Raw genomic sequence first — 26,575 nt, 5'->3', positions numbered from 1 at the left:
GTGTTGATGAAGTCAACACCCTGTCGAGAGGGTGCTAAGCTGACCGCATGACCTCACCGTCCGCGGCAAAAACTACACCGGCGACCGGCCCGGCGCCTGACGCGGCCACCGATTCGGCGGCCGGGCCCGTCCCTGAAACAGGCCCCAGGCGCGGACGCCGCGCCGCCAAACTCTCCGGTGACGAACGCCAGCATGCCATCCTGGTCGCGGCGGAGCGGCTGCTCGGTGAAAAGGACTTCGCGGACGTCACGATCGACGACCTGGCGCGGGGTGCCGGCATCTCCCGGCCGACGTTCTACTTCTACTTTGCGTCGAAGCAGGCGGTTCTGCTGACGCTCCTCGACCAGGTGGCGCACGAGGCCGAGAAGCGGACGGCGGACGTCTTCAGCGAGCTCCCGACGGCTCCGGCAACCGCGTGGCGCAAGGCAATCGAGGCCTTCACCGGGACGTTCGCGGCGCATCGGGGAGTGTCGCTGGCCGCCGCGGCCGCACGCTCCTCGGAACCCGAACTCGCCGCAGAGTGGGCCACGCTGACGAACCGCTGGATCGACGCCACAGCGGCCGCTATCCGGGCCGAACGCGACCGCGGCGCCTCACCGGCCGGGCCGGAGCCGCGGCGACTGGCCAGCGCGCTCAACCTGCTCAACGAACGCGTCATCACAGCGGCCCTGACCGGGCTCGATCCGGCAGGCACGCCGCGTGCGGCGGAAGCCCTTGCGGACGCCGTCGAGGACACTGTTGAGACCCTGCTCCACATTTGGCTCACCAGTATCTACGGTGCGGTCCCGGCCGACTCCTGAAGGTCAGGCCTCCCGGAATCCAATCCCAACGGCGCCCAGGCAGCGCCCATGTCGAAGGAGAAAACATGCTCGCAGGCCGGCTAAACGTTGGGAACGCCACGTTCGCGGTGCAGGAAGTGCCGGATCCGGAGGCCGGGCCGGGGCAGGTCCGGATCGCCGTCGCCGCGGCCGGCGTCTGCCTCTCCGACGTTCACCTCATCGAAGGAATGCTGAAGCCGCAATATCTCCGCGGCGATACGGTGACGCTGGGGCACGAAGTCGCCGGGGTGATTGATCAGCTCGGCGACGGCGTCGAGGGATTGCGGCTTGGCCAGCGGGTCCTCCTTCAAGCCGGCGAGGAGCGCGGCGGCACCGTCCTGACGCGCGGAGTTGACTACGACGGCGGCTGGGCCGAGTACGCCGTCGCGTCGGCCGGCACGGTGGTTCCCTTGCCGGACAGCCTCCCCTTCGAACAGGCCTGCTTCATCCCCGACGCCGTTTCTACGCCCTGGGCGGCCATCACCTCGACCGCCAAGATTCAGCCGGGCAAACCGGCCGGAATCTGGGGTGTGGGCGGCCTGGGGGCCCACGCCGTGCAGCTTCTCCGGCTCGTGGGCGCCGCGCCCATCATCGCCGTTGACCCGCTCGAAGCGGCCCGCACGCGGGCGCTCGAGTTCGGTGCCGACGTCGCCCTTGACCCCAACGACGCCGGGTTCGCCGCCGCCATGAAGGTGGCGACGCAGGGCCGCGGCCTCTCCGCGGCGTTCGACTTCGCCGGGGTGCCGTCGGTCCGGGAGCAGGCGGCCAGGTCCCTGGGCGCCGGCGGCAAGATGGTGCTCGTGGGCCTGGCGGATCAGCCGTTGCACGTCAGCAACGGGACGCTCTTCAGCTACCTGAGGCAGCAGATCCTGGGCCACTACGGTTCGGCTCCCGCCGACGTCACCGATCTCGTGGCGCTCTACGAGCTGGGCCGGGTCGAATTCTCGCGCTCGGTCAGCCGCGTGATGCCGCTGGCCGAGGCTGCCGATGCCGTGCGGATGCTCAGTGAGAAGGACGGTAACCCGATCAGGATCGTGCTCAAGCCGTAACCCCGTGCCCCGTTCCCACACTTGGCGGCCGGCCCCGTCTCCTTTGCCGGCTGGGAGCCGATCGCTCTGGAAGCGGGCAGGACGGCGGCGTACATTGATGGTTGGGGGTCGGCAGCCGCGTTGTTCCATCCGTCGCATCGCCGAGGCAGTACAGACCCTTTCGGGGAGCCTGCCCGGCCAGCCCACGGGCCCTGTCGGCTGACGTGAAGCAGAAAGTTTACTTGGCACGGACACCAGGAGACGCGATGTTTGCACTGCGGAAGGCTGCGGCATTGGCCGCGGCGGGCGCCCTCGCCCTCACTGGATGCGCCGCAACACCCGCCCTCGAACGGCAGGCCGTCCTGACCGGCGTATCCGACCTGGCCCAAGCCGCCGTCGTCCGCGGATGGGGGCCGGTCCTTGCGGGAGACGAATTCAATTATGCCGGGGCGCCTGATCCCGGAAAATGGAACGTCTTCGACGGTCCGGGGCACGCGGGCAAGGGGATCAGGAGTCCGAACGCCTTTAGGGTGGGCGGCGGCGTGGTGACGGTCAGCGGAAACGCCGCCGGCACCACGGGCGGCATGGCCGCCACATTCGCCAACCGGAAGTACGGCCGCTGGGAGGCGCGGATGAAGACCAGTGCGCGGGACTCGCAATATCATCCCGTCCTGCTCCTGTGGCCGAACAACAACAAATCACCCACCTGCGCCGAGGTGGATTATGCGGAAGGCACGGCGGACACCACCCAGATCAAGTTCAACCTGCACCACGCCTGCCACGGCCCGAACTTCCAGACGCGGGCCGCACGGCGGATCGACACGTCGCGATGGCACAACTACGCGGTCGAGTGGACCCCCGCCGGGATCACCGGATACCTCGACGGGATGCTGTGGTTTTCCGACTCTGCCCCGGCGCATCAGCCCACGGTGGGGATGCATCAGACGGTGCAGCTGGACTGGTTCCCCACTGGGGCTCATACCAAACCCAGCCAGATGCAGGTCGACTGGATCCGCGTCTATCGGTAAACGCCTGGGCCGTGCCTACTCGCTATGGGGGCCGGCCGCAGCCTGTAGCGCGGCGAGATGCTCTGCCAGGGCCCTTTCCGGGTGCCCCGGATGCGCGGCAAGCCGCTGGCGAAGCATTTCCCGGACTTTGTCGTGCTCCGGAGCGGTGTCGGCGAGGACGGCGTCGATGATTCCGGCTGCCTGGTGTCGGATTCCGGCGGCACCGGCGGCACGCTTCGCGCGGGATGCCAGGTCAACGGGTTCCTGTTCCTGGGGGCGTCCCTGCACGGACGACGGCTCTACCGACATCGGCAATTCCTTTGATCAACGTTCCGGCTGAGCCGGGGACCGGTCTTCCGCCTTCCCCCATCCCGGGTTTGGCCCCGGATCCTAAGGCGAACCACCGAGACAAACCATATAACGGGACCGGGTCCCCAACCCCAAGGGATGCGAAGGTTTTGCCAAGGACCTGCGCAGGTGACGGCGTCGACAACGCGGATGCCCCGATCCGCCGTCGACACGTCGCCTGAGCCGGCGGTCCTTGTCGAACTACTTGCAGACCTGCTTGCAGACCTGCTTGCAGACTTCCTTGCAGACCTACCTGTAGACGCGGACCCAGTCGATCTGCATCTGTGACGGCTTGGTGGCGGACCCGTCGGGGAACCAGTCCAGCTGCAGGGTCTGATGCATGCCCACGGAGGGCAGGTGCGCCGGATTGGTGTCAGAGAACGTCTTCACACCGTCGATGTATCCGGTGACGCCGGCCGGAGTCCACTCCACGGCGTAGTTGTGCCACTGGGTGGTGTCGATGGTCTTGGCCGCCGTGGTCTGGAAGTTCGAACCGCTGCAGGCATAGTGCAGGAAGAACTTGATCTGGGCGGTGTTCGTGCTTCCCTCGGCATAGTCGATCTCGGCACAGTTGGGGGAGGTGTTGTTGTTGGGCCACAGGATGAGCACCGGGTGGTACTTCGGGTCCCGGGCGTTGGTTCTCATCCGCGTTTCCCATTTGCCATATTTTTGCTGCGCAAACTTGGCCGACATTCCGCCCGTGGTGCCGGTTGAGTCGCCGCGGACCGTGGCCACACCGTTGGCAACTGACCAGGCCTGCGGGCTGCGCACGCCCTTGCCGGCATGTCCCGGTCCCTTGAAGACGCTCCATTTGGTGGAGTCCGGGGCCCCGGTGTTGGAGAACTCGTCGCCCGCGACAACCGCACCCCAGCCCCTGGCGGTCGCGGCTTGAGTGGTGTCCGTTGATGCGACGGCGGCTTGGGCCGTGACGGGGGCGGCGGCCGACGCGACCGACGCCGATCCCTTAACGGATGCCGCGTATGCGCCACGAGGCGCAGCCGGAGCGGCCGGCGCCGCGGCGGGTGCGGCGGCGGCAGGTGCCGCGTCGACGCCGGAGCCGGGGGTTTTGCCGACGGGGGCGGTGTCCGCCTTGACGGGTGTGGCAGCAACTCCTGTGGCTGCAGCCTTTGGCGTTGACGCAGCCTTTGCCGCCGGGGCTGCCGCGGGGGTTGAGGCTGCCGGGGACGCGGGAGCTTCAGCGGAGCGTACGGCCTGACCGGACGAGGGCGCAGCGGCACGGGCCGTGGATGCTGCACCGCACCCGGTCAGGCACAGAGCGCCCAGAGACAGCGCAATGGCCATCTTGCTGAACGGTGATGTGGTGAACTGCGTCTTTTTGAACTGCGTCTCTTTGAACTGCGTCTGGTTGAACAACGAACCCCTCCGGGCGTGAGTACTGGCGCACGCAACCGTCGTCGCCGTCGTGGCGACATCGCTGGCGACGGCGAGTGCGGGAAGCTTCATCCGGCCCCTGCCGGAAAGGCAGGAGCGAGCAGGCGCCAAGCGGCGCAACCGGGCCCCGCACAAGGCAGTCGCGCAGGGGCAATCCGGGGCCCTGCATTAGGGCCGGCCCTTCACGGGCAGCGCCAACGTTACTCGATCGTTACGTTTGGCTGCAACCCGAAAAAGCACGCCGGGTCCCCGCCTGATTCGGCGGGGACCCGGCCTGATTTCCGACGGTTGTGTTACACGCAGGCGGGCTGGAAGGCCGGGTCGGCGGGCCGGCCGGACCCTTGTGTCAGCGCGTTGGAGACGAGTCGCTGGACGATGGGGTCGTTTGGAGTCTGGTCATGATCGATCACGTCAGCCGGGCATTTGTCCTGGATGGTGATGTTGGTGATCTGTTGCGACGGGCCGGTGAGGAACTGGCTTTGGTAGGGCGTCACTACCTCGTCATGCGTGGTGGAAATTACCGTGTAGGCCGGTCCGGGAAGTGTATCTCCGATGGAGTTGAGCTCGGTGAGGAAGGGCGAGCCCGCCTGCTGGTCGGAACAGGCTTGGCAGTTGGAGCCACCCACGGAGGTAGCCGGCGGAACGTAGTCGGGGGAGGGGACGATCAGCCCGCTGGTGCCGTGGTTGGACGGGGCAATTCCAACCAGCTGGTTTACCTTCTTGGCGCCATTGAGAAATCCCATGTAGTAGCGCGGCATCATGCCGCCCTGGCTGTGGCCGACCAGATCGACCTTCTTCGCCCCCGTGGAGGCCAGCACGGAATCCACAAACGGGGCGAGCTGCCGGGCGGAGTCGGCCACCGGGCCCGTGGCGTCGACGCCGTTGGTCGCGCCGTAGTTCAGCGCGTAAACGCAGTAACCCTGGTTCTTCAGTGCCGGTGCCATCGTGGCCCAGTTCTTGGCCATGTTCTCGAACGTTCCCGGCACCAAGACCACCGGGTAGGGGTGGACCGCGGAGGGCTTACAGGACCAGTCGTTCGCCCCGGGAGGGGAGACGTCTGCGGTCGCGGCCTGGGTTGCCGGGGCGGCGGCCATGGATGCACAGAGCAGGGCCATGGTCGCAAGGATTGCAGGTTTGGTCAGATGGGGCACGGAAATACCTCTTCGGTTGGACGCGTCGGCAATGACGCTCTGCATGGTAAGAAGCGAGGTAGGGGATCACCCTCCGCTGTGATCCGGCTCACTTCTATCACTTCATGCTAGGAAAGGCGTCGGCAGGGCCGGGGGATTCTGCACGTTTGTGCGGCTCCTTCTCGCTGTGGGCCCGTGCTTCCGGCATTACGCATGCCTTGGTTGCACATTCGTGCAGATGCGGCCGCGGCCGGCCCCGCCGTCGTCCTATTCGCCCGAGGGGAAGTCGTAGGCCGCCGGGACCTTTGCCGGGGCGGCGCCGTAGGACAGGACGATCTCGTCGTGCGCCTTCAACGGAAGGTCCCGGATGCCGGCGTCGCGCTTTTGGCCATTGACGTAAAGGGTCCAGCCGTCCAGCGGGCCGTCCCCGGTGCCGGGGGCCCCGCTGCCGCCGAGGACGCCCCATTCAGTCAGGAGCTGTCCGAGGGTGAACACCTGGCCCGCCGTGGGGGACTCGATGTGGACCACGCCGGTGGTGTCGTGGGTGTGCAGGGCTGAGATGCCGTTGGCCCTGTTGTCCGGTCCGGCTGTGATGCCGATGTTGGCCGGCACCGTCACGGGCTTGCCGTCCTTGAACAGGTCCAGATGTGCGTGATAGTGGTCCACGTTGCCCTCGGCCGTCAGCACCGAGAGGCCGGCCTGCGCGATCCGGCCCGGCGCTCCCGCGATGTCCAGGGCAAAATCCGAGGCGGCCGCCGGCGACGTCCCGGTGGACTCGGGCGAGGGCGCCATAGCCGACGTGGACGGGGCGGCCGACGGGGCAGGGGCAGGGGCAGGGGCAGCGCAGGCTGCCACGCCCAACGTCACGGCGGAAAGTGCGACGGCGAGTGCCAGTTTGGTGTGCATGGTTGCGTGAACCGCTTTCAATTGGAGACTTGCCCTAACAGTCTAGGCAGAAGGGGCGTGCGGAACCTCCAAAGGCGGTTTGCGCCGCGTTTCCACTGCGGGCTGCGAAGGGAAAGAATGGACGCGTGAGTGATGCTGGCGAATTCATTGACGCCGCGCTGCAGCGGGAAAGCTCCTGGAGCCGTGCCGACGAACTGCAGTCCCGGCTGGGAAAAGAACCCGGAGGGAGCGGCCTGCGGTTCTACGGTGCCTCCGTGGGCGCCGTGCGCGGGACCGTCCGCAATGCCGGGCGCCGCTATCCTGGGCTGTCCCACGATGAGATCACGGCGCTCAGCTCGGAATTGTGGGCGGTGCCGGTTTTCGAACGGCGCCTGGCCGCGGTGGTGCTTCTGCAGGCCAAGGTAAAGCTGTTGACCAACTCTGACCTCACACGGCTGGAGGGCTTCATCCGGGACGCGCGGGTGCGGGAGCTCGTCGATCCGCTCGCCGTCGAGGTCGTCGGACCCCTCGTGGCCGGACTCGACGTGCTGGGCAGGGTGCGGGCCGACAGTGTGCTGGAACGGTGGGTGCGCGAACCCGATCCGTGGCTGCGCCGGGCCGCGCTGCTCTCGCCGCTGCTGGCCCTGCGCGCCGGCGCGGGGGACTGGGACACCTTCGTCCGACACGCCGGCTCCGTGCAGCACGAGCCGTCCGAAACGCCCACGCCCGACTCTGACGGCGCAGTGGTCCGGGAGGCGGTTTCCCGGGTCCTGGCGGAGATGGCAAAGAAAAGACCGGAGCTGCGGTTCGCGTCGGTCCGAGGCTGACGAACCGGCGGGGACTGCCCGCGCTCCCGGTCAGCCCTTTGGTTCGCCCGGATTGCCTGGGTCGCCTTGGCCGACGGCGCTGCCGGTCCCGCCGGATTTCCCGTTGACGTGCGCGGGGAGCGCGAACCTCTTGGCTGCCCGGGACCCGGCCGCCGCGCTCGCCGCAATCGTGATCAGGGCGCCCATGAGCAGGGCCGCTGCCTCGCCGGGGAGCAGGACATCAAGCTGCGTGCCGATGCTTGCCGCTGCCACCGGCACGCCGAGTTGGGCCGCCGACAACACGCCGAGCGGCAGGGGGAGCCCCAGGAATGCCAAACCGGAGTGCGTCAGCAGGGTCCCGACTCCCAGCGCCGCGCCGAGGCCAATCATGTCCGGATGCCCGGCCAGGTCCTTGAGCGTGAGGGAGGCGCCCAGCCAGACGAAGAACAGCGGGCTCAGGAAGCCGTCGCTGAGGGCGAACAGTTGGCGGGCCAACCGCCTCGGCTCGCCGACTGCAGCCACCACCAGGCCGAAGGAGAAACCCGCCAACATCACGGACACATTGCCGAAAGTCGCCACACCGGCCAGGGCAAAGAGCACGACCAGTTGGAACCTCAGCTCCAGGGCAAACTTGCGGTTTTCCGAGAGCCGGTGCACGCGTTGGCGGATGCCCGTGTTCTCGAGCCATCTCAGCACGATGTAGAGAACCACGGCGCAGCCCGCCACGGTGATCACGGTCAAGGCCGCCCGGCCCGCGTGGGGCGGATCCACCAGGAGCGGCAGCGCCACAATGCAGGCTATGTCGGCGATCGCGACCTGCGCTGTCATCGAAATGACGTCGGGTCCGCCGAGGCGCAGCGAATCGACGATCGGGAGGACCAGTGCGGCTGAGGAAGACGCCAGCAGCACGACGTACAGGGGCGCATGTCCGGTCCCGAAGAGCAGGCCGATGCCCGTTCCGACAGCCACCGCGGCCGCTGTGGACGCCGCGGCCCTGCGGGCGCCTTTGCCGAGACCGGAGCGGATCTGCGGATCCCGCACGGGAACATGGGTTCCGGCCACAAACATCATCAGCGCGAACCCGATGTTGGCCAGCAGGCTGAACGTCGGATCGGCCGGGTTTACCAGGCCAAAGCCCGACCGCCCGATCACGATGCCGGCCAGCAGTTCGCCCAGCACCACCGGCAGCCGCCAGCGCACCGGCAGGGCCAGCAGCGGGCCGGCCAGAGCGACGGCGGCGATCAGCGCCAGGGTGAGAAATGTCACGGCTCGCCGCGGCGGGCAGGCCGCTGGCTCACCGGGGCGGCCCCCGTGGCCGGGATGTGCCCGGCCGTCGAAACCTTGATCATGGAATGAGACTAGTCCCGTCCACCGTGTAACGCGCCTCCTGTGCCGCGCGGCTAAAGCGCGGTCCGCCGCTCCACCACCGCGTAGGCCTTGCCGTCGAGGAAGGCCCAGTCATTGATCACCATGAACCCGAGCGCGTCCACCCTGTCGTTCAGGACGTGCTCATCGAAGCCGCCGTCCCGTGGTTCCGCGTCCCAGGTGGACACATGGACGTCCGCGCCGTCCAGGATCAGCAGTTCGGTGTTGACGTCGAAATCCTCCTGGGGCTGGTTGCTCAACTGGCAGATGGCGACACAGTGGCTGTTCAATTCGGGCCTCCGCTTCGAGGGTGGTGGTGATGGCATCATCCTATGTTCGAAAAGCCGCGCCGTCCTCTGCGCATTTGACGGATGGGGCCGTTTCTGCCGTTACCTGAATGTGACATTGGGGTGCGGATCGCGTTACGTTGGATAAGTGCCTGTTGTCTCCGATACGGGCGCTCCCCAGCCGATTGCCTAACTCTGCCGCGGCCCGGGGGTAACTCGCATCAACGACCGGCAGAGACGGGGAAACCACTTTTGGCCTGGCTGTTCCGCAGGTCTTGGGGTGAAGCCGCACAGCGCCCGCAACGACGGGCCCCTAGAGTGCGGCCGGGTGACTCCCATCCGAATCCGACAGCTCACCTCGCAGGCATTGGGAGAGGCTACATTCATGACTTCAATCAGTACTTTTGCGCGCCATGCCGCCGTCGTCACCGCCGCGTCCGGCCTGGTCCTCACCAGCGGCATGGCTGCCAACGCTGCCGCCGCGCCCGCGCAGCGTGACTCCGCCCCGGCGTCCAACGTGGACGTCAAGTCGCTGGTCAGCGCGCCGGTCAGCGCAGACTCAAGCGTCAAGATCAGCTATGCCCGCCCCGCAGTAGCCACCGTCGCGGCACCAGTCATCGAACAGCCCAAGCCCGTGGCCGCGGCTCCCGCAGCAGCCCCCGCCGCTCCAGTGGCAGCACCTGCGGCGCCCGCGGCGGCACCTGCCGCCGCACCCAAGGCCACGGTGCAGGTGCAGGCCGCCCCGGCTGCCCCGGCCGCGGCGCCCGCCGCCGGCCGCAACGCCGTCATGCTCTCTGCCGCCTACAGCCAGCTGGGCATCACCCAGGACTGCACCGCAATGGTGGAGAAGGCCCTGGGCGCGGCGGGCAAGCCGGTCGGCGACATCGCCCCGCGTGACTTCCTTGGCCTCGGTACCGTTGTGGCGACCCCCCAGCCGGGGGACATGGTGGTTCAGTCCGGGCACGTTGGCATCTACGCCGGCCACGGCCAGGTCATCAGCGGCGGCATGAACGGCACCAACCAGACGATCGTCCACCCGCTGTCCTGGCTCACCGCCACCGGCGGCGTGACCTTCGTCCGGGCCTAAGCCGAGCGGTCCCTCCCGGTTCTAGCCGGCGGGGCCGAATAGTCCGGAAAGACCGGCGATCGATTTCCCTTGGGGGCAAGCGATCGCCGGTCTTTTCCCTGTCCGGGAGACCCGGCGCCAGGAATCTTCAGGGCTTCCCGGTCCCGGCCAGCGGGAGCCTCATTTTCATGACGGTCCCCTCGGGGCCGGTTGATGCCACCTCGACTGCGCCGCCGGCAGCGACGGCGATTTCCCGGACCAGCGCCAGTCCGATGCCAAAGCTCCGTTGTCCCGGCGCTCCGCCGGTTCCGGAAGTCCGCACGAAGCGGTCAAAGATCCGCGCCTGATCCACGCCGGTGATTCCTGCCCCGGTGTCCGCCACGGCAATAACCGCGTGGCTCTGCTCCACCGACGTCGTGATGCCGATGCGGCCGCCCGCAGGAGTGTGGGCCAGGGCGTTGTCCGCCAGGGCCAGCACTGCACGGCGCAGCGCATTCGCGTCGATCCGTGCCAGCGGCCGGGCGTCGGCGGAGAACTCGAGGCGCACGTCCCGCTGGTCCGCCACCAGCTGAAGGCTTTCGGCGACCTCGGCGGCGGTGTCGGCGAGGTCGGTAGGCGCTGCCGAACGGTCCGGTGCGTCAGTGGTTGCCGCGAGGAGCAGCTCGTTGACAATCCCGGTCAGCGTCGCGGCGTCCTCGCGGATCCGGGCCAGGTCCTTTCCCTGCCGGGAGCCGGGCTCGATGTTGCGCTGGGCCAGCTGGATCCGGGTGTCGAGGATGGTCAGCGGCGTGCGCAGTTCGTGGCTGGCGTCCTGAACGAAGCGCCGTTGCCGGGCTAAGGCGTCGCCGAGGGGGCGGATGGCGCTGCGCGCGCTGAGCCACCCGACGAGACCTGCCAAGACGATCCCCGCGATCCCGGCTATGACCATGGCCTCGAGCACATCCTTGGCATCCAGGTAGGCGTAGGCCGTCCCGGACGCTGCCGGGCCCGGCACTTCCGGATGGGCGAGTTGATTCACGAGGTAGAGGGCTGTGGCTGCGAGGAGCCCGAGGACCATGACGGCGCACGCGGCGCTGATCCGCAGGGCGACCTTGAGCGAGGCCTTGCGCAGTGTGACTTGGTCCGGATTTTCGTGCGGGGTCCCGCCGTTACTCATGGGCGTCACCGATCTGGTAGCCCACGCCGTGAACTGTGCGGATGACGGCCTTGGAGATTTTGCGGCGCAGGTGGTGGACATAGGTGTCGATGACGCCGGGCTGGTCGGAGGCATGGAAGTGCGCCGCGAGGAGCTCATCCCGGGTGAAGACCCGGTCAGGCTCCGCGGCGAGGGCCGACAGGAGTTGGCCCTCCTTCGCGGTCAGCTGCACCGTGTGCCCGTAGACCGAGCGGACGGAGCGCCGCGAGGGGTCGAGTTCCCAGTCCCCGATCGTCACCGACGCCGTGGCCGGGGCAAAGGTGCGCGTCAGGGCGCGCAGGCGTGCTGCGAGCTCGTCGGCGTCGAACGGCTTGGTGACGTAGTCGTTGGCACCGGCGTCGAGGCCCCGGACTTTCTCGCTGGCATCGCCGAGCGCGGTCAGGATCAGGATGGGCGTGGGAACGCCCTTGGAACGTAATGCGGCGATGAGGGAGATGCCGTCCATGACGGGCAGCCCGCGGTCGATCACCATCACGTCCCACGTCTCGGTCAGCCCCAGGTGCAGGCCGTCCTGGCCGTCGGTGACCAGCCTGACCCGGTAATCCGGATCCAGGAGCTCGGCGATGAGCGGTCCCAGGACGGCATCGTCCTCGACGAGCAGCAGGGACGGACGGTCAGCGGTTGTCATGGCACCTATTCTTCCGCGGCCATTTCCCGACGCCGGAGTCCGTCGCCCGTTGCCTCCTCCGTGTCGCTGGCGTCGTCCGTTGCTGCGGCGGCGCTGCGGGCATTCCGGCGGCGCCGAAGGAGCTGCACCAGCCCAGGCACTACCGAGACGAGGACCATGACCACGGCAATGACATCGATGTTCTTGGCGATGATGTCGAAGTGTCCCAGCCAGGTACCCAGAAGGGTGACTGAGGCTGCCCAGGCCAGGGCGCCGACGACGTTCCAGAGAGCGAAGTACTTGTACTCATAGCGCGCGATCCCGGCACTGAGCGGGGCAAAAGTCCTCACCATCGGCACGAAGCGGGCCAGTACGACGGCGGCGCCGCCGTGCCGCCGGAAGAATTCCTCCGTGGTGGTCAGGTGCGCCGTCTTGAGGATGCGGGCATCGTCCTTGAACCATCGCCGGCCAAAGGTGCGCCCCAGCATGTAGCCGATCTGGTCCCCGGCGATGGCGGCCGCGGTGACGACGCCGATCAGCACCGGCAGCGTCAGCTGCAGCTGTTGATGCAGGAGGCCGGCGGTGAACAGCAGCGAGTCTCCCGGCAGGAAAGGGAAGAGGACGCCGGATTCGATGAAGACCATGACCGCGACGACGCCCAAGGCGGCCGGGCCCAGACCTGTGAGCAGGCTTGCCGGGTCCAGCAGCGACGGTGTTCCGGCGGCCGGCGCGGCCGGAAGGAACATTGAAATGTCCAGGGTGTGCAACCTTAGTTCCTTTCAGAGCCCGGCGACCGGATGGTGGACCGGGCAGCGACCCGGCTGGCAATCCGCGGCGTGACAAGATTCCACAGCCCGGTGACCATGACCACGGCCGCGCTGGCAGCGAGGAACGACGCCGTGACGTCGGTGGGGTAGTGCACGCCGATGTACAGCCGTGACCACGCCACGACCAGCGCCATCGCCGCAGCTCCCACGGCCGTGACCTTGGCCCAGCGGGTTCCCCGGGCCAGGAAGTACAGCGCGAATCCGAGGGCGACGGCAAAGGAGACATGGCCGCTCGGGAAGCTGTTGGAGCCCGTCTCCGGAGACAGGGGATCGAACAGCAGGGCCGGGTTGGGCCGCTGGCGGGCCACGATGATCTTGAAGAATTCGCTGGCCACCCAGCCGGACACTGCCACGAGGCCGAACCCTAGCGCCTTGACCAGGCCGCCGCGGAACAGCCAGATATAGAGAGCCACGGCGCCGATCAGTGCGACGCCGGCCACCGGCCCAAACACCACGTTCAGCACCATCGCGACGGCGGTTAGTGCGGCGGCGTGATGCTGGCTGAGGTCCTGGTCGACGCCGAGCTCGGCCGCGCTGAAGCCCGGGGTCGCCTGCGCCGTCAGACCCAGGGCCAGGACGGCCGCGGACAGCAGGACGCCCAGCAGTACCCAGTGGCGGGCCTGGGGGAGGGACCACACCCGGGGGTCCGCAACGGGACGCGTGGCGCCGGGGCGCATGGGGGAGTGGCTAGGTGCTGTATCGCGTTCAACAGGGGCGGGTCCAGTCATGGGATCCTCCGACTCGGGACAGGGGCACCCGGATCGGCACCGCGTCCCAGTCTTCCGCCTGGCTCTTAAGAAACGCTTAAGAACTGCCGCGCCGGGGTGACTCCCGGTGCGCGCCGGCTACGCGGCGAAGCGCAGCAGCACTACGCCGTTGCCGAAGGCGCGCGTTTCCACGAGGCGGAGCTGGGCCTGGCTGTCCGCAGGCTTAAACAGGGGCCGTCCCCGGCCGACAAGCACCGGATGGACGTACAGCCAATATTCGTCAATCAAGCCGAGCCGCCGGAACGTGTCGGCAAGGTCGGCCCCGCCGAGGGCGAGGTCCCCGCCCGGCTGGGACTTCAGCTCCAGAACCTCCTCGGCCACCACGTCCCGGACGACGGCGGTGTTCCAGTCCGCCGTCGTCAGCGTCCGGGAGTAGACGATCTTGGGCATCTCCCTCCAGATCCGGGCGAACTCGGCCACCGGGCCGCTGCTGGCGGGATTCTCATCCGCCGTCGGCCAGAACCCCGCCATCAGCTCATACGTCACCCGGCCGTCCAAGAAGGCACCCATGGCGCCGAGCTGGTCGTTGAAGTGCCGGTGCAGCTCGTCGTCGACCATATGCCAGCTCAGGTCGCGGTCCGGGCCCTCGAAAAACCCGTCGAGGGACACCTGCATGGCGAGGATGATCTTCCGCATCACGGCTCCTGACGTAGTCTCGAGTGGCTCCAGACTACGCCGCGGCGAGATCCGTCCGACACGGGAGTCGGGGGACGTGAACGGGGATTTCCGGCGCCGCGGGTTGACCGGCCGAGCCCAGTTTTTCCCAAGGTCCTGCCCTTGCGCCGCGGATCGCGGGGGTAAAGAATGCAGGAACTTCATAACCACACCGCGGTAAGTCACCTTTCGGGGGGAAGAATGATGCCGGCGAACCTTTGCGAACACCTGCCCTGGCGAGATCCTGATGACTAAGCCGCCACGACACTACGCCACCGGCGGGCATCGGGCCGACGCCGGATCGAAGCCCGGGCCAGAGTCCCTTACGAGGCGTTTGCGGTGGTTCCGGCCGCACTATCTGACGGCGGCCGGCGTCGCGGTTGCCCTCGTTATTGCCGGTGGCGTCTACGCGAGCGTCCAGACGGGGCTGCCGGTTGACCCGCCGGCCGCTGCGGCCACACCGTCCGGCACCCCCGCCGCGTCACCGACGACTGTAAAGGCATCGCCGACGCCGACAGTCACCCACACCGGGCCGGCCTCGCCGAAAGCCACGCACCCGCCAACAACCAAGGCCGCGCCGCCCAAGGCCGTCACCGTCCCGGCTTCCAGTGCCCCGGCCGCCCCCGCCGGCAAGTCCACTAAAGTTCCCGTCGCCGCCAGCAAGTCCGCTAAAGTCCCTGCCGCCGCGGCTCGGGCCATCGGCCCCGAACTGGACGAAGAGATCGGCGAGATCATCCAGGCCAACAGCGCCTACGCGGTGGGGGTGTCCTTGATCGATCTCTCCGACGGTGTGGTCCACAGCTACGGAGCCCAGGGTAATTTTGTGGCCGCGAGCACGGCCAAGATCCTGGCCGCGTCGGCGTACTACCACCTCGTGGAGACTGGCCGTGCGTCGCTGTTTGCCCCGCTGGGTTCTTCGACGGCCGGGGCGCAGATCCGTCTGATGGTCCAGCAAAGCAACAACGATTCGTGGGCGCTGATCCTGGCTGCGGTCGGCCAATGGGGTATCGCGGACTATGCGGCGTCGATCGGGATCACCTACGATCGCACGGTGAACCTGCTGACGCCGGCAGAAATGGCGCGGATCCTCCAGCTGCTCTACACGGGACGGCTGCTCAATGCGGCCCACACCGCCCAGCTGTTGTCCTACATGCAGAACACCAACTTCGAGACGCTGATCCCTCCTGCGGTTCCGCCGGGGATAGGGGTCTTCCACAAGTACGGGCTGCTGTTCGGAAACCTGCACGATGCCAGTGTGCTGGTCAAGGGCGGCCGGGCCTTCGTGTTCGTCGTGTACACCCGCGGTGTGGGCTACTCGGACATGGGCCCGCGGACCTGGATCATTCAGCAACTCACCCGGACAGTGACCGCCGCCTTGTTCTAGCGCGCTGTTCTAACGCCTTGTTATTGCACCGGAATGCAGGGGCGGCTCCTCAGTCCAAGGCCATAGCGCCCCCAGCCGTCAGGAGCCATAATGATCTTCGGGCACACACGCGTCAATAGGGATACAGGTGATCGCCATGAAGGCAGTCGCAGGGGACCGCATCATCATTCGGGGGACCACGGTCGAGTCCGCGGACCGGCACGGCCTCATCCTGGAAGTGAAGGGGGCCGAGGGGGCGCCGCCGTACCTCGTCAGGTTCGATGACGGCCACGAAACGATCATGTTCCCGGGCGGTGATTTCGTCGTCGAACGGGCCGGGAGCGGGCCCTAAAGGCGCCGGCCCTAATAGCGGCGGCGCCAAGCACGCCGGCCTGCAGGTTGGTCCTTAGAAACCCGACGAGCTCCCGGACCCGGAGAAGCTGCCGCCGCTGGACCCGTAGCCGGCGGTGGCACCTCCGCCGCGGGCGCTGCTGACGCTGCTGACGCCGGTGCTGAAGCCGGAATTGAAGCTCGGCACCGAGAAGAAGTAGTAGGACGGGTACACCGTTCCGAGGATGCTCGGCTCGTAGGAGCGGCCGTGCCGGGATTCCGCCCCGGCCTGCGCACTCTCCATATCCGTGCGCATGAGTTCGGCTTCCTTCTCATTGCGGGCATAGGCGTCGATCACGGTATCGGCGTGGTTCTTCAGCAGCTCCGAGAGATGGGTCCGGGCGTCGCGCAACCGGTCCAGCGCCGTCTCGGGACTGATCGAGCCGTCCGCCAGTTCCGCTGACCAGCGCTCAAGGTCGCTCCGGCTTTCATCGCGGAAGGACCTCAGGGCGGCCGCCGTGGCTGAGGCTCCCTCGGCACGGCGGCCGCCCAGCAGCTCCTCCAGCCCGTCCAGGTCACGACGGAAGGGCGCCAGTTGGCGGTCCCATGCGGCCGGCCAGGAGGCGCCGCGGTTAAGCAGGGCATTGGTATCCGCGATCACGTCGTCCAGCACGTCCAGTTCCGCGGAAGCGTCGGCGTAGCTCCGCACGAGTTTAAGGGTGGGCCGGCGGCTCAGGTCCCGGCTGCTGAGGGAGTTCACCTGGTTGGAGAGCTCGGTGGCCGTGTTGTACCGGTTCAGGAACGTGCGGTGTTTCTCCAGGACCGTGCTGCCGTACCGCGAGGACTCCGGAATGGTGCTGGCGTTGAGCTCGGTGACCTGCAGGTCCATGCTGACGTTCGCGTAGCTGGCGTTGCCCCGGGAGAGCTCCTTCCGGGATGCTACCCGGGTCCGCCACCGGACGATCAGCCACGCAGCGGCGCCGCAGACCGCCGCGGCCGCCGCCGCCCAGACCGTCACGAGGAAAGCCGTGGACCGGTACCACGGCTGGTTGATGAGTTCGGCCCCGCGGCGGATCCCCGCGATGGTGCCGTCGGTCCACTGGGCGTCACGGAAGAGCTCCTTGGAGGCGTTCTGGATGTCCTCGCGCTGTTCGGGGGAGACCTTGCGGTCCTCACCCATATACGTCCCGACGTGCCGCCCCACCGGGTCCAGCGCGAAGATGAACAGCCCGTCCGCCCACTTCTGCCCGTCGGGGCTGATCCATTCCGGGTGTTCGGCGCGGGCGAACCGCAGGACTTCCTCGTTCAGGTTGTCCGAGGCCGTGCCGTTGTACGTGTAGATGGCCACCTTGGTGGGCTGGTAGAAGTCCGTGGCTTGGACCGCCGGCAGGAGAGTCTTTTGGTCTAGGACTCCGGCACGGTCCTCAACAACGACGGCGGTCGGCGTCACGGCGAGCGCCGCGTGGGCTCCGCCGAGAAACGCGGCCAGGAACACAATCACAACGGCGAGGGCATTGCCCATGATTGCCATTTTCCGAGCGTAGTGGCTGGCCCCTGCCGCGTCGATGCAGCCGCCGCAGGAACGGGACGAAAGGCACCATGACGGCGCCCCGGGCCGCCCGGGTTCTGGTCGTTGCCGGCGGAATCGACGTCATCCCGCTGCAGGGGTGAACGCCTGTCCTGTATCCCGGTGGGCCGGGCTGCCCCTAGGATTGCGGCATGTCTACCTTTGAAGTCACCCGCAGCGCAGTCATTCCCGCACCGGCCGAGGACATCTTTCCGCTGGTCAACAACTTCCACGAATGGACCAAGTGGTCGCCGTGGGAGTCGGTTGACCCTGCCATGCAGCGCAGCTATTCCGGCAGCGAATCCGGTGTCGGCGCCAAGTACGCGTGGAGCGGGAACCGCAAGGCCGGATCCGGCACCATGGAAATTGTGGACACCGCCGAGCCGCGGAGCATCAAGATCCGGCTTGAGTTCACCAAGCCTTTTAAGGCCGTCAACCCCACGGCTTTCACGTTCACGCCCTCCGGCAGCGGCACCGAAGTCACCTGGACGATGACCGGCGAGAACAAGGGAATCGGCAAGGTCTTTGCCCTGTTCATGAACATGGACAAGATGGTTGGCGCGGATTTCGAAAAGGGCCTGGCCTCGCTCGCCGGCGCCGTTTCACAGCGACAGGCCTGACCAGTCCCCGCCGGTGAATAGTGCCCCGCCGGGGAATGGTCCCTCCTTACCCCGTCCTCGGGCGGAGCCGGCGGCCACCGTTCCCAGCTTTTCTCTAGGCTACTCGCGGGCTTTCTTGACTGCCGTGTGTCAGAGTTCAACCACGAGAGCCGCACTGCCACGCTGATCGGATAAACGAGAAAGCTGGAATCCATGAGCCGGAACACCACAAAACCTCAACACCGAATCTCCGTGCGGCTGCTTCTGGCCGCCGTTCTGGTGGTGTCGGCAGCAGCGTGCGAGCCCTCACCGCCGGGCGGCAGCCCGGGAACGGCATCCGGCACTCCCAGCACGGCACCGAGCACTGGCGCGTCCACCGGCAGCCAGTCGCCGGGTCCCACTGCCGGGGGCTATACCACGGCGCAGGCCGGCGCGAAACCGGCGCACGTGTTCGTCATCAACCTCGAGAACAAGGGCTACAACAAAGTCTGGGGTGACGGGTCCGAAGCCACCTACCTGTCCCAGACGCTTCGCAGCCAGGGCGTGCTGCTGTCCGACTACTACGGGATCGCCCACAACTCGAACCCGAACTACCTTGCCCAGATCTCCGGGCAGGCATCCAACCCGATGACCCGCGCCGACTGCACCACGTACGCCCCGTTCCAGCAGACGGGGACGGCGGCGCTGGGCCAGGTTGAAGGAACCGGCTGCGTGTATCCGGCATCCGTCCCCACGGTCGCCGGGCAGCTCAGCGCAGCCGGCAAAACCTGGAAAGGCTACATGGAGGACATGGGAACACCGTGCCGGCATCCGGACCTGGGCGCGAAGGACACCAGCCAGAGCGCCCAGGTGGGTGACCAGTACGCTACCCGCCACAATCCGTTTGTGTATTTCGAATCCATCACCTCGTCGGCGGACTGCCAGCGCAATGTGGTGGACTTCAGCGAACTCGCCAGAGACCTCCACTCCGTGGCCACCACGCCGAACCTGTCGTACATCTCGCCCAATCTCTGCAACGACGGCCACGACGAGCCGTGCGTCGATGGCAGCGCCGGGGGGCTGGCTGCCGCGGATGCCTGGTTGAGCCGGCAAGTCCCGGCAATCCTTGCCTCCCCGGCGTTCAAGCAGGACGGCATGCTGGTGATCACCTTCGATGAATCCGAGGGCAAGACGACGGGACCGTCCGGACTGCTGCCCGGGGGGACCGCCGGAGGCAGGATCGGTGCGCTGGTTCTCTCGCCGCTCACGAAAGGCGGCACGACGTCGGACCGGCCTTACAACCACTTCAGCCTCCTGGCCAGCATCGAGGACGCGTTTGCCTTGCCCCGGCTTGGGTACGCCGGGGCGCCGGACCTGAACAGCTTCGGTGCGGACGTCTTCAACGCCGGCCAATGATTTCCCTGCTGCCGCGACCCTGGGCCTCCTAGACGCCTGCGTTGTAAACGTCGAGCCCGAAGCGGTTCAGCCCAGGGGCTCCCGCATAGCCGAGATAGGGCAGGCCGAAGGTGTCTTCGATGCTGGCGAGCAGACTGTAGTGGTTATAGGGAGTGGTGGACCAGGTGCCGGCCTTGACGAAGGGTGAGATCACCAGTGCGCCGACACGGCCGCCGCCCGGGCCGGTGATGCCAGGCTCGGGAGTGTTCGGGCCGGCGGTTTCGCCGCAGCAGGCGGTGGCGTCCGACTGCGGTCCGTCGGATTCGTCAAACGTGATCACCAATACGCCGTCCTGCCTGAAGGCCGGAGACGACGTGATGGCCGGAACCCACTGCTTGAGCCATTCGTCCGCACTGGCCAGCCCGCCCGGTTGTCCGTCCACGCACGGGGAGTCGTGGCCGTCGTGGCACAGGTTTGGGGTGATCATCGACAGGTTGGGCGTGGTGGCGGCCGAGGCGAGGTCCGTCTTCAGCGCGCTGAGGTCGACGTCGTTCCTGGCGCAGTCCGGTGAGGCCGTGATCCCGGCAAAGTACACGAAGGGGTTGTGACGCGCAGCGTACTGGTCCCCGACTTTGGCTTTCTGCGTGTCGTCCACCGCGCCCAGGGCAGGGTGGCGGCACGGTGTCCCCATGTCTTCCATGTACCCCTTCCACGTCTTGCCGGCCGCCGTCAGCTGCCCGGCGACGGTGGGCACGTTGGCCGGGAAGACGCAACCGTCCCCGACGGCTTGGCCTTGGCTGGCTGTTCCGGTGCCGGCGAAGGGCGAGTACGTCTGGCAATCGGCTTGCATTTGCGGGTTGGGGCCCTGCCCGGAAATCTGCGCGACGTAGTTCGGCTGGGAATTGTGCGCAGTGCCGTAGTACTGGTTCAGCAGTACCCCTTGGGACCGCAGTGTCGTGGACAAGTACGGCGCCGCTGATCCCTGTCCCCACGTGGAGTCATAGCCCTTGTTCTCGAGGTTGATGACAAAGACATGCTGGGCGCCGGGGAGATAGCCCTGTCTCTGGGTAGCTGTGGGGGCGCTGGCTGTGGCAGCCGGCTGGGCCGGTCCGTAGCCAATCGCCGCCGCGGCGAGCAGGACAAGGGCCGCGGCGGAGGCCCGTCGGGCCAGCCGGCGGCCCCGATTGCGGGACCCCGGGGTCGCCGTCGCGTGATCTGTGGTGGTGGTCAAGGCAGTTTCCATCCGTCGGCGAGTGCTTTTTGTTTGAGTCCGGACCATTCCTCGGCGGGCGGCGGCCCCACGGGGGTGCACGCCGGGCCGGCCGCGAAGGGCGGGACCAGGTAGGTGGGTGCGGCCAGATTGGCCGGGGTGCCGAAGTCCAGGACTTCGGCGATGTTGCGGGCCGCCTGGTCCCGGGGCGTGAGCGGCGGCAGGTTCCACCGCCATTCGATGGCCTTGAGGACGGACGTATGGTCGTAGACATCGTGGGCGACGTACCGCCGTCGGGCCCGCGGAGAGATCACCACGGACGGCACGCGGAAGCCGCGCAGGGCGGTCGCGGGGTTCGTGTCCGGGGCGGTGTCCGGGACGACGTGGTCGTAGAAGCCGCCCCATTCGTCATAGTTGATGACCAGCATGGTGTTGGCCCAGCCCGGGCCGGTGGTGACGGCGTTGTAGACCTCGGCGAGGAACGTCTCCCCGGAGCGGATGTCCGCGTGGGGGTGGTCGTCGCCCGACGTGCCTGAGCTCTCGTCGGTGAAGCGCGGATCGACGAAGGACACCGCGGGAAGGCTGCCGGAGCCGGCGTCGGAGAGGAATTCGGAGTAGTGGTGCGAGATGCCGAGGTGCTTGGTGCCCCAGAGCGCGGTAAAGGGGATGTCGCCGTAGTAGTACTTGCCGTCGACGCCGGCGGCGGCCAGCCGGTCCCAGATGGTCGGGAGCGTGGACGTCACGGTGGAGTTGTGCAGCCGGTCGGTGGCGGCCGCGTGCTGGTAGAACCGGTTCGGGTAGGTTTCGGCCATCGTGGCGGCGAAGTACCGGTCGCAGACCGTCCAGTCCGGACCGGCCTGTCGCCAGAAATCGAGGTCGGCGGCGTCGTAGTAGCCGACCGCGAACTCGTCGTTTTCGCCGGCCCGGAGCCAGCCGTTGTTCTTGCCGCTGTTGTATTGGATCCGGCCGCCCTCGTACGAGTGGTCCGGGTCAGGGTGCCCGCAGCCCTGGAAGTCCGTCAGGTGGTGGGTGGTGTGCGGGATGCCGTAGCGGTCCGTGTAGCTCAGGCCGCCCTGCATGCCGTCGGCACCGGGTAGCCAGCCCAAGAAGTGGTCAAAGGACCGGTTCTCCATCATCACCACGATGATGTGGTCAATGCCGGATGCGTCGGCCGGCGGGAGGGCCGGCGTCGCGGCATCGGCGGCCCGCCAGCTGGTGCCGGCGGCCAGCGCTGTGGCCGTTCCGGCGGCCGTCAGGAATGTTCGTCTTGAGAAGGTCACGCCCAGCAGTAGATCACGGGCAGATTACGAAAAACCCTCTTTCGATGCCCGGTTCACCCGTTGTTCACCGGCTGTTCGTGCCCCCGGAACAGCGGCTACTGAGCCCCCGGCTCCGCACCGTTTCCGGACGCCTCCTGGCCGTATTCGGCCGAGATCAGGATGGGGAGGTGGTCCGAGGCGCCGCGGGGCAGCGTCTCCACGCTTTCGATGTCGAGCCCCTGGGAGGTGGCAAAGTCGAAATGGCCCTTGAAGACTTTGTACCGGGTGTAGGTCCGGCGGTCACTCATCGTGAGGTCGTAGCCGGCGTCCTTCATCTGCGCTGTTAGGTACTTGGTGAAGAACGGATAGTTGAAGTCACCCACCATCAGCGACATCAGACCGCCGCCCATGCTGAGCAGCTCGGCGTGGGCGGCATGGATCTGATTTCGCCGCAGCGAATTCGACGCCGTCAACGGTGCCGCGTGGAAGGACGCGATGACGAGCTCGTGCTCGGTCTCGTTGTCGGTCACACGCGTGCCGATGAGCCGCTCGTGGGCTGGGGAGAGGACGCGGTCGTGGAGGGACTTCTTCAAGGCGAACGTCTGGCTGTCGTGCGCGGTGAAGCGGTCCTTGCGGTAGTAGATCGCCAGGCCCAGCCGGTTGCCCTTGGTGGCGTCGGCGAGGTGCAGATCCCCGATGGTTTCCGGCAGATCGTCCGTGTCGCACTCCTGGAGGCACAGAGCATCAATCTCGAAATCGCGGGCCAGATCGACCAGCTCCCCACTGGCCTTGTGCTTGCGGAGGTTGTAGCTGATGACTCGAATCAGGAGTGCACCCCTTCGGATGATAGTTACGGACGCTCTGATCGAGTCTACCTAGTCCGGCCGGCGGAACGGTGACTATCGACACGGGAGCCGCCCATAAAAGGCCCCGTAGGCGTCCGTCATCGCTGAGGGGCCGCACCCTGACTTTTGATCCCGGACCCGGCGTGGCGTCAGATCTCCGGGGCGACTTCCACGGGAATGACGAGGCCTAGGATCCGATGAAGCGAGAGATGCCCGGGGCACCATTGATAACCCACAGGACTATCCCAGCAACGATCATTACCAGGACGAGGACGACGCCCAGCATGATCAAGGGAACGAGTTCACGGTCCCAGAAGCGTGGTTTGCGTTTTGGTGACATCGACGGCACCTCACTGTTCAGGGCCTGGACCGGCGGATCTACTGGTCACGCCGAGGGGCGTGGAAGCCGCGGTTTAGGATGTACGGGCCTGCGGCGCTCCGGTGAGTCGCGGTCGCCGTCGCCTTCGCGGCTACCCCAGTTCCAACAACAGTGGACCCGCCGACTGTGCTCTTTATTGGGATCGTCTGTGGAATTGCTGTGTGGAACGGTTGGACGGCTGAAGGTTTTGTGGAGCGTTTAGGGCACCTTCACCGGGCAGCTTTGCGGGCGGGTTCGGGCAGCGGTAGGACCCCTGATGTCGGAGGTGCAGCAGAGGGCCGAAACATCGCAACTGCGGCAAGAAAGACTGTGCCCTTCCGTGAACTCCTCCCTCTGAACAAACAACTGGCCGAAACCCTCCGCGCCGGATCCGAATGAAGAGCTGCCTGCCCACACCAGCTCATCCTGTTGGACGTCAGGGTTGCAGGCACTAGCCTGCTGGGATGTGCGATGAAGAGCAGGAACTGACCGGAGGCAATGCGTCAGGCCGCGTGGTGCGTTTAGGTGAGACAGTACGAAAGCCGTGGATCGGGAACACGTCGGTCGTGCAGAGCTATCTCGGCGCTCTGCGCGCGCGTGGTGTGGACGCCCCGAAGCCGCTTGGTCGCGACGGGCGTGGGCGGCAGGTGGTTGAGTATGTCAGCGGCACTCTTGCGCTGGATCAATTGCCGCTCAGGCTCGAGGACCTGCTGCGGGTAGGGAGAATGATTCGACGCATTCACGATTCCAGCGAATTCATTCCGATTCCCGATCCGGACGGCTGGCAGATGTTGCTGCCAGCGGAGAGTCCGAATCTGATGTGCCATAACGACCTCGCGCCTTGGAACCTCATCACGGGGGATCGGTGGGTCTTCATTGATTGGGACGGTGCTGGGCCGAGCACGCGGTTGTGGGATCTGGCATACGCCGCGCAGTCATTCGGCATGCTCGTTGAAGGGCAGCCGGTGGGATCAGCTGCTAAGAGATTGCGCGCTTTGGTCGACGGGTACGGGGCTGACCTCGCGTTGCGCGAGGCGCTGCCAGCCGCTATGGCGAAACGGGCCGCTGCGATGTTCGAACTTCTACGTTCCTCAAGCGAGAGCGGATTCCAGCCGTGGGCCGAGATGTATGTGACCGGGCATGGTGAGCATTGGCGTGCCGCCTCTGAGTACGTTGCCCGAAACCAAACAGCCTGGGAGCGAGTACTCCGATTCGAGGTTGCCGGTTCGCCGTTGCGCGACTGACCCGATCCGATGTGGACGCCCACTGAGGACGACATCAATGATGTGCGGACGCCGCTGAATCCCGGTCGGGTGATTGAAGATTGCGTGGAGGAGCTTTTGACGTCTGCTGAAATAGGTATTTCCCGTCCGGTGTCCTTTTGCCGCCGTCCCGCCCGTCGTAATGGTGTATCAGTCGAAAAGAAGGAGACATCGTGGAGTACATGCTTTTCATCTGCAGCGATCCCACAGCGCCGGAATATGTGGCCGCTGAGGACAATATCGTGGAATGGGTGTCCGAAATGGAGGCCCGTGGTGTCGCCCGTCATGGGGACAGGCTGCGTCCTATAGAGGACGCAACCACGGTCACCGTGCGGGCGGGCGAAGTGCTGGTCTCGGACGGGCCGTTTGCGGAGACGAAGGAATGGATCGCCGGCTATGACATCATCTCGTGTGCCAATCTCGACGAAGCTATTGAGGTGGCGTCCAAGCACCCCATGGCCCGGTTCGGCAAAATCGAAATCAGGCCCCTGTGGCCGCTCGGGCTCTAGACTTCCGCCCGATAGCCGCAGCGGATGATTGGGGGAGGTGACGTGGCTCGGGAGCTGAGGGACGTGCGGAGCGCTGTTGAGGCCGCCTCCGTGGCGGAGACCGCGCGGATCACCGCAACCCTCATCCGCGTGACGGGCGACTGGAGCCTGGCCGAGGATTGTGTCCAGGATGCGTTCGCCAAGGCCCTCATCGACTGGCCGGAGCACGGCGTTCCCAGGAACCCCGGGGCCTGGCTGACAACCGTGGCCAAAAACAGGGCGATCGACCGCATGCGGAGTGCCGCCAGCGAAAAGAGGGCGGTGGATGAACTCGCGATTCTCACCGAGCTCGAAGGGCTGGAAGAAGGGGCCGGCGGTTATCGGACTGCCGGCGATGACAGGCTGAGCCTGATTCACACCTGTTGCCACCCTGCCCTCCCGCTCGATGCCAGGGTGGCCTTGACCTTGCGCACCGTCGCCGGGCTGACAACGGGAGAGATCGCGCGCGCGTTCCTCGTCTCGGAAGCAACAATGTCCAAACGGCTCGTCCGGGCCCGGGCAAAGATACGCGATGCAGGCATCCCTTATCGTGTTCCCCCGCCGGAGCTGATATCCGAGCGCACGGCGGGAATCCTGGCCGTGCTCTATCTCTTGTTCAACGAAGGGTATTCGGGGACCGGCGGCAGCGCCTTGGTCCGCGAGCCGCTGGCCCGGGAAGCGATTCGCCTCACCCGGTTGTTAGTTGCTTTGCTCGAGGGTTCCCCACAAGAACCGGAGTCGTTGGGTCTGCTGGCGCTCATGCTGTTCCACCACGCCCGGCGACAGACGCGCACGGACGCCGCTGGGGACCTGGTGACCCTCGAGGAACAGGATCGCGGATCTTGGGACCAGTTCGCGATAGCCGAAGCTAGGGCGCTGATGGCGGCCGCCGATCACCTGGGCGTTTCGCTCCGTTCACGACCGGGCAGCTACCGTGTTCAGGCCGCCATTGCTGCATGCCACATGACCGCCGGTGACTTCGGCAGCACGGACTTCGCCCGGGTGGCCATGCTGTATGACTCCCTGGCGCAGATCGCGCCGTCGCCCGTCGTGGAGCTGAATCGTGCTGTCGCCGTCGCGATGTCCCAGGGACCGGAGGCTGGGCTCGCCCTCCTGGACCGGCTGGACCGGACACGGTCACTCGAGGGGTACTACCTCCTGCCGGCGGCGAAGGCTGACCTGCTGCGTCGCCTTGGCAGACAGACGGAGGCCGGGCACGAATACCGGCGTGCGCTGGACCTGGCGCCATCCGAGACCGAGCGCCGCTACCTCGGCAAACGCTTGGCCGAGGTAGGTCCCGGGTCCACAGCGGAACCCAACCTGAACAAAAGCACGGCAGCCACCCATATGCACCCGAAGAAGCGAGGACAAGAATGAAACATTTACTCCTGATCCCAAACGACATTGACACGTGGAACGCGCTCTCCGCGCCCGAGATCGAGGCGATCATGCAGGCGCACACCTCGTTGCAGCAGGAACTCAGGGCCTCCGGAGAGTTCGTGGAGGCCCATGAGCTCGGTGAAGAGGCGATGTTCGTGCGCAATAACGGCAGCACATGCACCGTGACCGATGGCCCGTTTATGGAGACGAAAGAAATTGTCGCCGGCTACTACATCGTCGACTGCGTCGATCTTGTCCGTGCCGTGGAAATTGCGGGCAAGCTCGGAGAGGCAAGGCTGTGGCCGATCCAGGTACGCCG

29 protein-coding genes and 1 riboswitch are annotated in these 26,575 nt (G+C 66.8%); of the genes, 13 read left to right on the top strand and 16 right to left on the bottom strand.

Translation table 11 applies throughout. The annotated features are described in order from the left end of the window. Positions 1 to 47 precede the first annotated feature (47 nt). The 3 genes from AB4Y72_RS18305 to AB4Y72_RS18295 all read left to right on the top strand — a co-directional run bounded on the left by AB4Y72_RS18305 (position 48) and on the right by AB4Y72_RS18295 (position 2,874). A complete protein-coding gene (locus AB4Y72_RS18305; RefSeq protein WP_441427560.1) occupies positions 48 to 800 on the top strand; it encodes a TetR/AcrR family transcriptional regulator in 753 nt (250 codons plus the stop codon). Between the two features lie 65 nt (positions 801 to 865). Then, positions 866 to 1,867 (top strand): zinc-binding dehydrogenase, encoded by a 1,002-nt coding sequence (locus tag AB4Y72_RS18300; RefSeq protein ID WP_441427559.1) that lies wholly within the window; start codon positions 866 to 868, stop codon positions 1,865 to 1,867. A gap of 245 nt (positions 1,868 to 2,112) precedes the next feature. Further along, on the top strand, positions 2,113 to 2,874 hold the full coding sequence (locus tag AB4Y72_RS18295; protein WP_441427558.1) for a glycoside hydrolase family 16 protein: 762 nt from the start codon (positions 2,113 to 2,115) through the stop codon (positions 2,872 to 2,874). A 15-nt stretch (positions 2,875 to 2,889) separates the two neighbouring features. On the opposite strand, the gene AB4Y72_RS18290 is transcribed toward AB4Y72_RS18295, so the two are convergent. From AB4Y72_RS18290 to AB4Y72_RS18275, 4 genes are all read right to left on the bottom strand, one after another. After that, entirely contained in the window at positions 2,890 to 3,162 is a 273-nt protein-coding gene (locus AB4Y72_RS18290) for a hypothetical protein (protein WP_441427557.1), read from the bottom strand. A 288-nt stretch (positions 3,163 to 3,450) separates the two neighbouring features. Further along, on the bottom strand, positions 3,451 to 4,665 hold the full coding sequence (locus AB4Y72_RS18285; RefSeq protein ID WP_441427556.1) for a glycoside hydrolase family 16 protein: 1,215 nt from the start codon (positions 4,663 to 4,665) through the stop codon (positions 3,451 to 3,453). A gap of 221 nt (positions 4,666 to 4,886) precedes the next feature. Next, positions 4,887 to 5,744, bottom strand: coding sequence for an esterase/lipase family protein (locus AB4Y72_RS18280; RefSeq protein ID WP_441427555.1), 858 nt, complete (start codon positions 5,742 to 5,744; stop codon positions 4,887 to 4,889). 246 nt (positions 5,745 to 5,990) lie between these two features. Next, a complete protein-coding gene (locus AB4Y72_RS18275; protein WP_441427554.1) occupies positions 5,991 to 6,629 on the bottom strand; it encodes a DUF4430 domain-containing protein in 639 nt (212 codons plus the stop codon). A gap of 125 nt (positions 6,630 to 6,754) precedes the next feature. Here AB4Y72_RS18275 and AB4Y72_RS18270 point away from each other — a divergent pair, with 125 nt between their 5' ends. Continuing rightward, a complete protein-coding gene (locus AB4Y72_RS18270; protein WP_441427553.1) occupies positions 6,755 to 7,435 on the top strand; it encodes a DNA alkylation repair protein in 681 nt (226 codons plus the stop codon). 30 nt (positions 7,436 to 7,465) lie between these two features. Here the strand turns inward: AB4Y72_RS18270 and AB4Y72_RS18265 are convergent, their stop codons facing one another. Together AB4Y72_RS18265 and AB4Y72_RS18260 are read right to left on the bottom strand one after the other, a co-directional pair. Continuing rightward, positions 7,466 to 8,680 carry a cation:proton antiporter gene (locus AB4Y72_RS18265; protein ID WP_441427552.1) on the bottom strand — a complete coding sequence of 405 codons (1,215 nt, stop codon included), beginning with the start codon at positions 8,678 to 8,680 and terminating at the stop codon, positions 7,466 to 7,468. Positions 8,681 to 8,814: 134 nt separating this feature from the next. After that, complete coding sequence (locus AB4Y72_RS18260) at positions 8,815 to 9,039, bottom strand: hypothetical protein (RefSeq protein WP_441427551.1); 225 nt, start codon at positions 9,037 to 9,039, stop codon at positions 8,815 to 8,817. 203 nt (positions 9,040 to 9,242) lie between these two features. Then, positions 9,243 to 9,447: riboswitch (cyclic di-AMP (ydaO/yuaA leader) on the top strand. 4 nt (positions 9,448 to 9,451) lie between these two features. On the opposite strand from AB4Y72_RS18260, the gene AB4Y72_RS18255 reads away from it, so the two are divergent. Further along, positions 9,452 to 10,153 carry a hypothetical protein gene (locus AB4Y72_RS18255; protein WP_441427550.1) on the top strand — a complete coding sequence of 234 codons (702 nt, stop codon included), beginning with the start codon at positions 9,452 to 9,454 and terminating at the stop codon, positions 10,151 to 10,153. Between the two features lie 127 nt (positions 10,154 to 10,280). Here AB4Y72_RS18255 and AB4Y72_RS18250 read toward each other — a convergent pair whose 3' ends face one another. The 5 genes from AB4Y72_RS18250 to AB4Y72_RS18230 form a co-directional block, all read right to left on the bottom strand. Beyond that, on the bottom strand, positions 10,281 to 11,288 hold the full coding sequence (locus AB4Y72_RS18250) for a sensor histidine kinase (protein WP_441427549.1): 1,008 nt from the start codon (positions 11,286 to 11,288) through the stop codon (positions 10,281 to 10,283). Further along, complete coding sequence (locus tag AB4Y72_RS18245) at positions 11,281 to 11,955, bottom strand: response regulator transcription factor (RefSeq protein ID WP_441427548.1); 675 nt, start codon at positions 11,953 to 11,955, stop codon at positions 11,281 to 11,283. Before AB4Y72_RS18245 ends, AB4Y72_RS18250 begins: the two co-directional genes overlap by 8 nt. Positions 11,956 to 11,960: 5 nt before the next feature. Beyond that, the gene (locus AB4Y72_RS18240; protein WP_441427579.1) at positions 11,961 to 12,680 is read right to left on the bottom strand and encodes a VTT domain-containing protein; all 720 of its coding nucleotides are present in this window, start codon (positions 12,678 to 12,680) and stop codon (positions 11,961 to 11,963) included. A 23-nt stretch (positions 12,681 to 12,703) separates the two neighbouring features. After that, the gene (locus AB4Y72_RS18235; protein WP_441427547.1) at positions 12,704 to 13,489 is read right to left on the bottom strand and encodes a phosphatase PAP2 family protein; all 786 of its coding nucleotides are present in this window, start codon (positions 13,487 to 13,489) and stop codon (positions 12,704 to 12,706) included. Between the two features lie 117 nt (positions 13,490 to 13,606). Then, positions 13,607 to 14,164 carry a dihydrofolate reductase family protein gene (locus AB4Y72_RS18230; RefSeq protein WP_441427546.1) on the bottom strand — a complete coding sequence of 186 codons (558 nt, stop codon included), beginning with the start codon at positions 14,162 to 14,164 and terminating at the stop codon, positions 13,607 to 13,609. 265 nt (positions 14,165 to 14,429) lie between these two features. On the opposite strand from AB4Y72_RS18230, the gene AB4Y72_RS18225 reads away from it, so the two are divergent. Together AB4Y72_RS18225 and AB4Y72_RS18220 are read left to right on the top strand one after the other, a co-directional pair. Continuing rightward, positions 14,430 to 15,566 (top strand): serine hydrolase, encoded by a 1,137-nt coding sequence (locus AB4Y72_RS18225; RefSeq protein WP_441427545.1) that lies wholly within the window; start codon positions 14,430 to 14,432, stop codon positions 15,564 to 15,566. 136 nt (positions 15,567 to 15,702) lie between these two features. Further along, positions 15,703 to 15,897, top strand: a complete 195-nt coding sequence (locus AB4Y72_RS18220; RefSeq protein ID WP_441427544.1) for a DUF1918 domain-containing protein — start codon at positions 15,703 to 15,705, stop codon at positions 15,895 to 15,897. Positions 15,898 to 15,951: 54 nt separating this feature from the next. Here AB4Y72_RS18220 and AB4Y72_RS18215 read toward each other — a convergent pair whose 3' ends face one another. Beyond that, positions 15,952 to 17,406, bottom strand: a complete 1,455-nt coding sequence (locus tag AB4Y72_RS18215) for a DUF5129 domain-containing protein (RefSeq protein ID WP_441427543.1) — start codon at positions 17,404 to 17,406, stop codon at positions 15,952 to 15,954. Between the two features lie 188 nt (positions 17,407 to 17,594). Between AB4Y72_RS18215 and AB4Y72_RS18210 the strand changes: the two genes are divergently transcribed. Together AB4Y72_RS18210 and AB4Y72_RS18205 are read left to right on the top strand one after the other, a co-directional pair. Continuing rightward, positions 17,595 to 18,062: an SRPBCC family protein gene (locus AB4Y72_RS18210; protein WP_441427542.1), complete on the top strand. Its 468-nt coding sequence runs from the start codon at positions 17,595 to 17,597 to the stop codon at positions 18,060 to 18,062. A gap of 192 nt (positions 18,063 to 18,254) precedes the next feature. Further along, complete coding sequence (locus AB4Y72_RS18205; protein WP_441427541.1) at positions 18,255 to 19,436, top strand: alkaline phosphatase family protein; 1,182 nt, start codon at positions 18,255 to 18,257, stop codon at positions 19,434 to 19,436. A 28-nt stretch (positions 19,437 to 19,464) separates the two neighbouring features. Here the strand turns inward: AB4Y72_RS18205 and AB4Y72_RS18200 are convergent, their stop codons facing one another. The 4 genes from AB4Y72_RS18200 to AB4Y72_RS18185 form a co-directional block, all read right to left on the bottom strand. Beyond that, entirely contained in the window at positions 19,465 to 20,646 is a 1,182-nt protein-coding gene (locus AB4Y72_RS18200) for an alkaline phosphatase family protein (RefSeq protein WP_441427540.1), read from the bottom strand. Then, on the bottom strand, positions 20,643 to 21,905 hold the full coding sequence (locus AB4Y72_RS18195; RefSeq protein WP_441427539.1) for an alkaline phosphatase family protein: 1,263 nt from the start codon (positions 21,903 to 21,905) through the stop codon (positions 20,643 to 20,645). The genes AB4Y72_RS18200 and AB4Y72_RS18195 overlap by 4 nt, the downstream gene beginning before the upstream one ends. A 95-nt stretch (positions 21,906 to 22,000) precedes the next feature. Further along, positions 22,001 to 22,708: an endonuclease/exonuclease/phosphatase family protein gene (locus AB4Y72_RS18190; RefSeq protein ID WP_441427578.1), complete on the bottom strand. Its 708-nt coding sequence runs from the start codon at positions 22,706 to 22,708 to the stop codon at positions 22,001 to 22,003. 208 nt (positions 22,709 to 22,916) lie between these two features. Continuing rightward, positions 22,917 to 23,069, bottom strand: coding sequence for a hypothetical protein (locus AB4Y72_RS18185; protein ID WP_441427538.1), 153 nt, complete (start codon positions 23,067 to 23,069; stop codon positions 22,917 to 22,919). Between the two features lie 482 nt (positions 23,070 to 23,551). On the opposite strand from AB4Y72_RS18185, the gene AB4Y72_RS18180 reads away from it, so the two are divergent. The 4 genes from AB4Y72_RS18180 to AB4Y72_RS18165 form a co-directional block, all read left to right on the top strand. Next, positions 23,552 to 24,331, top strand: a complete 780-nt coding sequence (locus tag AB4Y72_RS18180) for a phosphotransferase (RefSeq protein WP_441427537.1) — start codon at positions 23,552 to 23,554, stop codon at positions 24,329 to 24,331. 200 nt (positions 24,332 to 24,531) lie between these two features. Further along, a complete protein-coding gene (locus tag AB4Y72_RS18175) occupies positions 24,532 to 24,858 on the top strand; it encodes a YciI family protein (protein WP_441427577.1) in 327 nt (108 codons plus the stop codon). A 42-nt stretch (positions 24,859 to 24,900) separates the two neighbouring features. Continuing rightward, positions 24,901 to 26,253 carry an RNA polymerase sigma factor gene (locus AB4Y72_RS18170; RefSeq protein ID WP_441427536.1) on the top strand — a complete coding sequence of 451 codons (1,353 nt, stop codon included), beginning with the start codon at positions 24,901 to 24,903 and terminating at the stop codon, positions 26,251 to 26,253. After that, on the top strand, positions 26,250 to 26,575 hold a 326-nt coding region (locus AB4Y72_RS18165), incomplete at its 3' end, for a YciI family protein (RefSeq protein ID WP_441427535.1). The genes AB4Y72_RS18170 and AB4Y72_RS18165, both read left to right, overlap by 4 nt.

The organism is Arthrobacter sp. YAF34, from assembly GCF_052113245.1.
GTDB lineage: Bacteria > Actinomycetota > Actinomycetes > Actinomycetales > Micrococcaceae > Arthrobacter.
The sequence above is the reverse complement of the archived record's forward strand: the minus strand, read 5'-3'. Positions and strand labels throughout refer to the sequence as shown.